Source organism: Rheinheimera baltica (genome assembly GCF_030731985.1).
GTDB lineage: Bacteria > Pseudomonadota > Gammaproteobacteria > Enterobacterales > Alteromonadaceae > Alishewanella > Alishewanella baltica.
Genome location: NZ_JAPJDY010000003.1, coordinates 310635 through 321677 on the forward strand (window position 1 = coordinate 310635; position 11043 = coordinate 321677).

Consider the following 11043-nt stretch of genomic DNA (forward strand, 5'->3'; position numbering starts at 1 on the left):
ATTCAAACTTAGTTACGTGATGGAAAAATGCCTTCCAAAGCAATAATAAAATTAATGGCTTGGTAAGGGTTACGAATATCAATAGGTTGACCAGCACCTACCGGTGTTGTGGTGCCCATTGCCTGAAACGGTTTTAGTGACGTATTCGGTGCATCAGATGAATACAAGGTACCATCGCGTCCCGCGGCTGCAACTGGGCCTAATACTGTGGTATTGGAAGGCGAACCGGCTATATTGGTATTCAGGGTTGTTGCCGGTATAGCCACTTCAACGGCGACGGTTGAGGTATGCGGTGGCAACTGAGGTGTTAGAAGCGTGACGGTTTCCCGGCCACTTTTTTCCCCTGGCATTATCGTTTGCAACCCTGGGCCTGCACCGTCACCTATTGGGCTACGTCCGCGTAAATCGGGTAAAGCAAAAGTTGAAACGCCATTACCACCATAGGTTGTGCCTATTATGGAAAATAATGCGGTATTTGAAGAGATAGGCAGTAATTGCCCATGACAAAAAGCCCAGCCTCGCGGTGCGAAACTGCCCGCAAACATAGTGACCTGGCCAATAAACGGATCTGCCATAATTGTTCTCCTTAACGAATTTAAAAAAGTTGTTGGAATAAACTAACGTTTACCAAATCTCAATAAAGCCATTTCTCACACAATCAGTTAAAAATGTTAATAGTGTAGAAAAACGGTAATTGAACTTTAGGTTATGTAACAGCAAACATCAATAAAAGTGCTTTATTAACCAACAACATTAGCCAGAAACCTGTATTTTTGATATACAAGTTTTTAGCCATAGCTCCTTGCCTGCTTTAATATATTGAACAATTTTGTTTCATTTGTCACACCAAATGTACGCATTCTAGCCAAATTTTGGTACAAGATAGCGTAATGAGTCTATTTCACTGTCTATTTCAGTATAGGTTTATCTTAGTCTGTTTACGCGGACCACTGTAATGTATCGTGGGTAGATGAAGCTTCAACCAGTGTAAAGCCTAAGGATAAATACAGTTTTTTTGCCCTGATATTGTGGTTTTCTACCGACAGTTTCAGAGGTATGCCTGCCAGGCGGGCGAGGCGTTGACATTCAGACAATACTGCAGTGCCATAACCTTTGCCTCGAGCCGAGGGGATAAAACTAATGTCGATAAGGTGCAGATAATCTTGCGCTTGATAGGCTACTAACTTACCAATGGGTTCTGCTCGCAATTGAATAATACTTGTTTTCGCCAAAGGGAATGATGCGGCATAATATGACTGCTGCAACGCGAATTGTTGTTTTAGCAGTAATTCTACTTGCGATTTAGGCAGTGGAATTTGATCAAAAAAATCGCGGGTAGAAGCAAATAATGCTTCGGCAAAACTAAGATCTTGTTCTGCATATGGCCGCAAGCTTAAATCGGCGGGCAAAGAGAAATCATCAAACATCGGTTACAATTCCTGTCGGGTATTGGCTAATATCGGTAGTCGAGCATAAGCAGCAACAAAATGGTTGCAGTAGAATAAGTGCAAACTAACACTTAAAGTAAACTAAAAACAAAGCACTCATTAAAGTATATCTGCTTTAATTTGCTGACATAGCCAATCATTAGCGACACAGTCAATTACCAGATTAATCCGGTCTTCCCTGCTTTGGTTAAGCACCTGATGTGGTTGATCAGCATTGAAATACCATAATTCTGCCGCATGCATAGGGATTTTTTTATTGTTGACGATAAAACTAACATCAGCGCTAGTACAAATGGGTACGTGCAACCGGGCTTCGCCAAACTCGATACTTAACCTATGATCACGGTGCTCCGTAATATGGGCACCGGCTTTTAAACGCATCAGACGTGCAGCTTTGATTGGACAATGCAGCTGACTAAAGATGGCTTCAATTGCCGGGCAATGCTGCAGTAGCGGTAGATTTTCCCAATTGTCGCCTGCGTTAATTGAAAATCCTTGTAATATTGGATGTGCATTAAGGTGTTGCTGCTGACAGCGCAGTGGCAACACATCCCACTCACCTTGGTAGTCAGCGGTATTGACATGGGCTACCCAGCTATTGTGTTGGAGGAGCCTGCCAACTTCTGCCTGTAAGGCTTCGAGCTCGATATTACAGCTTAGTTGTGCAAATGAAATAGCAAGTTTGCTCATCGCCATGCTCTTTTTATTGGGTAAAAATTAATATTACCCTATTTGAGAATATGCAGTGTTGGTTACGGGCTTAATCGCGTATTAGTATCGAAGCCAACACCGGAGGCAGAGCCTCCGGTGTTAGTGATTAGAACGAGTAACTCACGCCCAACATCAGATTGTCTGCGTTGTTGCGGTCGAGCTTATAGCGGGTAAAGCTGGCTTGTGCGGTGAGCTTGTCACTGATGCGATAGCCGGTGTTTAGCGCCCAGTAGATATCAGTGCCGTCATGTTTATTGTTGATAACGGCGGTGCCTGCCTGGCTGGTTTGACTGCTTTTCCAGCTAAACACGCCCGCTTGCGCGGCGAGGTGCCAGTTATTGAATTGCCAAAAGCGGTAAGACGCGCCCAGACGAGCGCCTTCGGCCAGTATGGGGCCCACGTTGGCGATAGTCTGGTGCAATTGTTCGGGCGTTAAGGTTTCAGCTTGTAATGCAACTGAGGTATCGCCTAAGTCGACATAATAGGCTTGTACCGCCAGCTGGTCATTGAAGGCATAACTGGCCCCCAGCGACCAACTGGTGTCGCTGTTATCCAGGCTCAGTAAGCTTACATTGTCCGGTAAGCGGCTTTGCAGCTGGGCGCTACTTTGCTTCGCCTTGCTTTGGCCAATAAAACCATCAAGGCTCCAGTTAGCTTGGGCATTAAAACTTAAGGCACTCAGTAAGGTGGCAATAACCGCCATGCCTGGCTTACGACGCAGCACCAGCAACATAGACAACAGTAACAATGGCCAGCCATTGAATGTACCGCCAGACGATTTATTCACCACAGTAATCACCTCATACGCTTTTACGGTAACCGTCACGGTAGCTGCACTGCTGTTACCACGGCCGTCACTGACGGTAAAGCTAATGGTGTCATTACCGTCAAAGCCGGTGCGCGGAACATAACGCAAGGTTTGCTCTGGGGTAATGGTCACCACGCCCTGTGTTGCCGTGGCGGTTGCAATGGTGAGTGTATCGTTATCAGCATCGGTTGCTGTGGCCAGCACATCAATCACAATGGCGGTTTTATCGTCGGTGTTGACGCTAAGGTTATTCACCACGGGCGCCCTGTTGTAGTACACCGAGACGTTAACCGTGGCACTGCCGCTGCCGCCCTGACCATCACTGACACTGTAACTTAAGGTATCCGGGCCAATAAAGTCATTATCCGGCGTGTACCACAGGCTTTGGCCATCTTCACTGATAGTGACAGTACCAAAGTACGCACTGGCCAGGTTGATGATTAAGTTATCATTGTCTGCATCACTGTCATTCGCTAATACATTTAGCAGATGCGGTTGATTCCACAGCAGGGTGTAGTTGTCATCAACGGCAACCGGTCGTGCGTTACTGCTAACTAATACTGCTACACCGCCCGGGTCAACAATGCTGCCGTTAACAATACCATCTGCATCATTCGGTCCGCCATCTTCAATAGTCAGCTGCACACACCAATGTCCGGCGGTTAAGCCGCTCTGCCAGCTACTGTCACCCGGTGGTGGGCAGTATCCCGGCTCACCGGCACTGCTAAACAGGCCATTGTTAGCGTTGCTGACAAAGTTAGCCCAACCGTTTTCTGCGGTGTACTTACGATACACGGCATTCAATGGCAGCGGCTGACGCTGAGGCAACACAATGCTGAAGCTGTCACCGGCCGTTGGCAGGCCTAACAGGATAAAGTCAAATACGCCGCCGATATTATCGGCTTGCATATCTGGCTCCAGCCATTGTTGGTCGCCATCCAAGAGCTCAATACCACCGCCATTGCCGATGGCGGCTGTAGCGCCTTTACGCAGACAAATGCCTGGCTCACCTTCGGCCACAAAGGCGTTGATGATAGCCAATTGCTCAGGGATAACGTTGCAATCAAAGCCCGGGTCCAGATAATCCGCAATTCCGTTGCCGTTGGCATCACCCAGCCCTTCAACATTGTCGGGTATAAGGTTGTTATTGCTATCGGCGTCGGTTAATACCGGCAGGGTATCGCTGATTTGCAGATACAGTTCACTGGTATTGCTAAGCGCTGGCGTGGCATTGTCGGTAGCGGTTATCGCCAGGCGATACACACCTGCGCCAAGGTTAGCCGGGTCAAACACAAACTGATTGCTGCTGCCTGCCTGATTTACCAGTGCCGCATCGGCTTGCCAAACGGTAGTTACGCTATCGCCTGGATTAGGATCTGCCACCACCGCTGTTACGGTAACAACACCCTGATCTTTGCCAAACAGCAGGCGCTGAACATTTTGCTGGCTAGCGGTTAGGCTTAAAGCGGGAGCTAAGTTTTCATCCACTACGCTTATCACAGTTCTGCTTGTTGCACCACGATTCAGGCTGCTATCTAGTGTAATCACAATCTCTTTACTGCTGACTGTTGTGAGGTCGGCAAACACGTCAAAACTGACTGTTGCCTGTGTGCCTGACACAATTTGTACTTCACCTGCAGTAAGGTTGTGATCGGTTAAGTTAGCGCCTGAGCCACTAAGGGTATATGCGACATTAACCGGATAGCTAGGCGACTTGCCATTTAGCAATACGCTGAACGAGACCCTGCTGTTATTGATAACCACTTGGTTTTTACTTAACGAGACCAGTGGTTTAACTTGTAGCAACTGGGTTGCAGTGCTGCGAACGCCTGCTGCATCGCTTGCTTGCCAATACAACTGGTGTGTACCCGGTGCAAACAATGGTGTGCCGTTTAGCAGTGAGACTGCAATGCGGTTGCCGTCTTTATCCACTGCCGTTGCCACACCTAAATCGACTTTAGTATGCAAGCCGGTGGCATTTACGGTTAAGTCCGCCGGTACGGTAATCACCGGCGCAGCCGGGTTACTGCCGTCAATAAGCACGGTTACGTTGGCGCTATCGCTTAGTTCGCCGTCGCTGATGCTGTAGCTTAGTGAGACATTACCACTGAAGTTTTCAGGCACAGTTAGCTGTAGTTGAGCATTTATTATGACTACCTGACCAATGCTGGTTTTAGCGGCAGTGATGCTTAAGGTATCGCTGTCTGCATCGGTGTCATTGGCCAGTACATCCAGCAGATAGACACCATCGACAGTGAATGTCTGTGTCAGGTTATCATCGGTTGCCACGGGAGCCGAATTAACGCGGGTGACCTCAAGATTAAATGGCTCCAGCGAGGCGGACAGCGTGCCATCAGACACACTAATCACAATGCCAGACGTAGTACCCACATCTGCTGCCACCGGGGTGCCGGTTAAGGCGCCGGTGGTGGTGTTAAAGGCCGCCCAGCTGGGTTTGTTAGTGATGCTAAAGGTTAGCGTATCATCTTCTGCGTCACTGGCCGTTGGTACAAAGCTGTAAGCGGTATCTTGTGCCACGCTTGTTGCAGGCGACCCGCTAATCACTGGTGCGGCATTTTCGCTTATAACTTCAAGGTTAAATGCATCAAGCGAGGCGGATAGGGTGCCATCAGACACACTGATCATAATACCAGACGTAGTGCCGACATCTGCCGCCACTGGCGTGCCGGTTAAGGCACCGGTGGTGGTGTTAAAGGCCGCCCAGCTGGGTTTGTTAGTGATGCTAAAGGTTAGCGTATCGTCTTCTGCGTCACTGGCCGTGGGCACAAAGCTGTAAGCCGTGTCTTTAACCACTGAAGTCGCAGGCGTGCCGCTAATCACGGGTGCGCTGTTGACGCTGGTCACTTCAAGATTAAACGCTGGCAATGCCGCTGATAGCGTGCCGTCAGACACACTAATCACAATACCCGTTGTAGTGCCAACATCTGCCGCCACTGGCGTGCCGGTTAAGGCGCCGGTGGTGTTGTTAAAGGCCGCCCAGCTGGGTTTGTTGGTGATACTAAAGGTTAACGTATCATCTTCGGCATCGGTGGCCGTAGGCACAAAGCTGTAAGCGGTGTCTTTAACCACTGACGTGGCTGGCGTGCCGCTAATTACCGGTGCGCTGTTGACGCTGGTGACTTCAAGATTAAACGCTGGCAATGCTGCTGATAGCGTACCGTCAGAAACACTGATCACAATACCGCTGGTAGTACCCACATCTGCCGCCACTGGCGTGCCGGTTAAGGCGCCGGTGGTGGTATTAAAGGCGGCCCAGCTGGGTTTGTTGGTGATGCTAAAGGTTAACGTATCGTCATCAGCATCGGTGGCCGTAGGCACAAAGCTGTAAGCGGTGTCTTTAACCACTGACGTCGCAGGCGTACCGCTAATTACGGGTGTATCGTTGACGTTAGTCACGGTAAGGTTAAACACCGGCAATGACGCACTAAACTCGCCGTCTGACACACTGATAGCAATCGCGGTAGTGGTGCCAACATCACTGTTAGTGGGGGTACCCGTGATGCTGCCGGTTGCAGAATCAAAGGTTGCCCAACTTGGTTTGTTAACAATGCTAAAGGTTAAGCTGTCATCATCAGGGTCGGATGCCGTTGGCGTAAAGCTATAGACTGCATCCTGTGCCACCGTGGTTGCAGGCGCGCCACTAATTACGGGTGCATCATTAGTATTATCCACGGTAATGCTGAATGCAGGCAACGAGGCCGTTAAATCAGCATCAGACACTGTAATTACAATGTTTGTTGTTATGCCAACATCGGTATTGGTTGGCGTACCGGTTAGTGCGCCACTGGCGGTATCAAAAACAGCCCAGCTGGGCTTGTTAGTGATACTAAACGTTAGATCGTCGCCATCAACATCCTCTGCTGTTGGGATAAAGCTGTAAGCATTGTCTTGTGTTACCCGTGTTGCAGGCGTGCCGTTAATAGTGGGCGCATCATTAACGTTAGTTACTGTCAGGCTAAAGGCGGGCAGGGTTGCGCTTAAGCTGCCATCTGACACCGAAATAATGATACCTGCGGTAGTGCCCGCATCGGCATTACCCGGTGTGCCGGTTAAGGCGCCGGTTACACTATTAAAGCTGGCCCAGATGGGTTTATTGATAATGCTAAAAGTTAGCGTGGTGCCGGGATCGGCATCAGTTGCAGTAGGGATAAAGCTGTATGTCGCATCCTGCGCAACTATGGTTGTTGGTGTACCGCTAATGGTTGGCGCATCATTAACGTTAGTCACTGTCAGGCTAAAGGCTGGCAGAGCCGCGCTTAAGCCGCCATCTGACACCGAAATAACGATACCGGTGCTAGTACCCACATCTCCATTACCTGGTGTGCCGGTTAAGGCGCCGGTGGCACTATTAAAGCTGGCCCAGACGGGTTTATTGCTAATGCTAAAGGTTAGGGTACCGTTATCGACATCACTGGCGGTTGGCGTGAAGCTGTAAAATGCATCTTGTGCCACGGTGGTTGCCGGGCTACCGCTAATCGCAGGGCCATCATTAACCGCATTTACCGTGATAGTAGAAGCGATATTGATCATGCCACTGTTAGAGCCACCATTGTTAGAACCACCACTGTCCAGGGCGCGAACTAAGGTTACAATTCTATCTGCTGCACCGGGGTTTTCGCTGGTATTTCTATAGGTAATACTGTTAATTACCGCGGGCATATCAGCCGGATCGATGTCTGCTGCGCCGATATAAATAGTTGCCGTAGTACCAACAAAGCTAACGTCGAAGTTTAATGGTCGGCCCACGTCCAATGGTGTTGCACCTATCGACGCAATATCCTGGCGCACTACCATAGGTAACTCTTCGCCGTAGATATTTAGAATTTCATTTTCACCATCCACCACGTTGGTGATGCTCAGATAAAAGCCTTCGATAGTCTGGCTCGACTCTACCGCGTTACCACTGGCGTTACTGAATATTGCAACCGCAGCACCGTTTTCGGTATAGCTTGGGTTTAACGCGGTAACAGTAAACACCGGTGGGTCATTAATATCGGTAATAGTGAGTACGGCAATTGCATTGGTACTGGCGCCTTCGTCATCGGTAAAGGTAATACTGATGCTGGCATCGCTGCCTGGCTCATCACTGCTGGAGCTAAACGTAAGTTGTTGCAATATTGCATCAACATCGGCACTGGTAGGCGTTTCGCCTTGTAAATCGGTGAGGCCCAGGCTAACTTGGCCTGCAATGCTGTAGTTAAGGTAGGCAATAGCCTGTCCGTTTTTCAGCAGTGCGTTATTTACCAAACTGATGCCATTGCCATCGTTAAAGCCAAAAATATCTGTAGTTATCGCGCCGCCCTGGCGTATCAGCACCAGCGTTGCGCCACTATAATTACCGGCGCCGCTATTACGCGCGTCTAAATCGTCATCGCTTACCGTGGCATTGCTGTCTATAGGCACGCCCACGTCACCTTCAACATAGTTAAAGCCACCGTCAACATTACTCAGCACCGGTGTCGCATTGCCTTCAACAGCACCAATATCAACAATACCGCTGATACGCGTGCTGCCATTGGCATCTACGGGTAATGCCTCGGCAGTGTTGGTGTCGTTATCCAAATCGTACGTATCAAGCGGTAGGTTAGCATTGCTACCTGCGGCCACTAAGGCACTACCGCTTAATGGGCGGTGGGTAAGTACCTTACCTGCGGCGTTAAAGGCCAGGTTGCCCAGCAGCAGGTTGTCAGTACCCTGGCCATTCAAGCTGTTGGTATCACTTACAATACTAGCCAGGCTACTAAAATAGCTGTTAATGGCACTGGTCACCGGCCCACTAGTGTCTGCCAGCGTACCACCGGTTGCTAATGCTGAACCGTTATTGCCCGCCGTCGCGCCGGTGCCGGCCATATTGCCGGCCACCACGGTATTAACAAAATTCACCGTGCTATTGGCCGAGACACCACCAGTGGTGCCTACCGCTGCATTACCCACAATGGTACTGTTGTAGAAGTTACCTGTTGCATCACTAAGACGCACCGCACCGCCGGCAGAAAACTCGCCATTTGTTCTATTGCCACTTAGTGTGCTGTTTACTGTGTTTACCGTAGCGCCGTTCAGCGCATAAATAGCGCCACCTTGCGCGCTCTCGCCTGAGGTATAGTTACCCGATAAGGTGCTGTTAATCAGGTTTAGCACGGTAGCGTTGTCTGCCAGATAAATAGCGCCACCATGTGAGTCAGTATTGTTTCCGCTTAATCTCGAATTGATAAGCGTTAGGCTTGCGCCCTGCACTGCATAAACTGCCGCGCCAGAAATAGCATTGTTGTAGCTGATTTCGGCGTTCTTTGTCGTTAGGCTGCTACCAGCGTCCATGTAAATTGCACCGCCAGAAGCGGCAGAGCCGCCCGTTAGGGCCATCGACTCAATGGTAATGTCGGTGACATTGGCGTTCATGGTTAGCACGCGGCCATTGTTTCCACCGAAAATAGTCACATCTCTTGTGCCGTTATTATCTGTATCGCCATCCAGCGTCACACCACTGTGCGCCATTACCAGAGGGTTGTTGCCACCTAAATTAATAGTACCGCCTTGGTTACCGGCGGTGCTGTTATCAAAATCAAAAGTAATGGTATCGCCACTGCGCGCATAATGCAGCGCTTCACGCAGGCTTAAGCCATCACCGTCGTTTTTGTCAGTATCAAAGTCGGTGTCTATGGTGGCATCCAGACCGGTGTCTGACGGTGATGTTGCCAGTAGGGTGGTAGCCGTAACCGTCAGGGCGATATTATCAGTATCGCTGTTGCTAAACGCATCGGTAGATGTGACAGATATAGTGAAGTCACCGTTGCCATCCGGGGTGTAAACCAGCGTGGCCAGCACATCATTTACGTTTGCTGACAGGCCTTGAATAGACACACTGCCGCTATTATTGCCGGTAATGGTCATGCAGGCTGCAGCAGCTTCGTCGACATAAAAACTGCCGCTACTGACGCTAAGCACGGTAGTTAGATCACTGGTTTCGGTTACGCTGATAAGATTGGCGCCGACAAACGGAAGCGTGTCTACGGTACTAACACTTACCGTGGCAGGCACATTGTTTATTGGGGCTGACAAATCTTTGCTCAGATAATTCAAGACATTCCGGGTATTACCGGCGGTGTCTGTCAATGTAACACTAAGTGTAATTGAACCGTCAGCCAGGCCCGACAGGTCAATGCCGGTAAATTGTTGCGCAGCATCAGTAATGTTCAGGTTAGACGCGGTTACTGCAGTGCCACCGCCACTGCTGCTAATGTTATAACTGGCCGTGGTGCCAATTTCTGCACCGTTAAGCGTTACACTCAGTGCTGTCTGGTTTGCGGTGGTTACCTGATTTTGGTCAAAAGCGGCATAGTTAATAGCAGGCACTGTGGTGTCAATGGTCATGCTTAGCGCAGCAGATGCCACTGATGTATTACCAGCGGTATCAGCAGCTTGCGCAGTGATATTGTGGTTGCCTGCCGTTAATGTGCCACTGGTAAACGACCAGTTACCTGAGCCATCTGCGGTAGTATTGCCCAAGGCGCCATCAACGGAAGAAGCCAGGCTAACAGTGCTATTGGCTTCGGCAACACCAACAAAAGTAGGTGTGTTGTCAAAGGTGATATTGTCGGTGCTGGATGCTCCTGTATCAGAGTCAGTCGTAAGATCGGGTACCGAAGGCACATCAGGCGCTACCGCATCAACCAGCACGGCAGTGGTTGCCCCAACGCTATTTAACGTGAGCGTGGCATCGTTATTTACGGCATCTCGTAAGGTGCCGCCATTGGCAGCCAGGGTGCCAATGCTAATACCATCCGTGTCGCTATCGCCAGTTTGCACGGTATAGCGGAACAGTAACGCCGAGGTACCGCTACCACTTATGTAAGTGGCTTGCCGAGTTGTCGCGCCGACGGTAATGGCTAATTGCGGTGTACCTCCGCCGGTATTTACCGTGATGTTTTCACTAAAGTTAATCGTAAAATCAAGGTTTTGCCCACTGACGTAAGTGGCATTGGCCGGTACGGAAACAGAAGCCACAGCAGGTGCTGAGGCATCAACCAACACGGAGGTGGTTACCCCTACACTATTTAA

General features: G+C 49.6%; 4 protein-coding genes. All 4 read right to left on the reverse strand.

The window, feature by feature from the left end:
* Positions 1 to 8: 8 nt before the first annotated feature.
* Positions 9 to 575 carry a phage tail protein gene (locus tag ORJ00_RS06820; protein WP_305977246.1) on the reverse strand — a complete coding sequence of 189 codons (567 nt, stop codon included), beginning with the start codon at positions 573 to 575 and terminating at the stop codon, positions 9 to 11.
* A 363-nt stretch (positions 576 to 938) separates the two neighbouring features.
* Positions 939 to 1427: a GNAT family N-acetyltransferase gene (locus ORJ00_RS06825; protein ID WP_306139369.1), complete on the reverse strand. Its 489-nt coding sequence runs from the start codon at positions 1425 to 1427 to the stop codon at positions 939 to 941.
* A gap of 120 nt (positions 1428 to 1547) precedes the next feature.
* Positions 1548 to 2138, reverse strand: a complete 591-nt coding sequence (locus tag ORJ00_RS06830; protein WP_306139370.1) for an aspartyl/asparaginyl beta-hydroxylase domain-containing protein — start codon at positions 2136 to 2138, stop codon at positions 1548 to 1550.
* A 127-nt stretch (positions 2139 to 2265) separates the two neighbouring features.
* Entirely contained in the window at positions 2266 to 10989 is an 8724-nt protein-coding gene (locus tag ORJ00_RS06835; protein ID WP_306139371.1) for an Ig-like domain-containing protein, read from the reverse strand.
* Positions 10990 to 11043 lie beyond the last annotated feature (54 nt).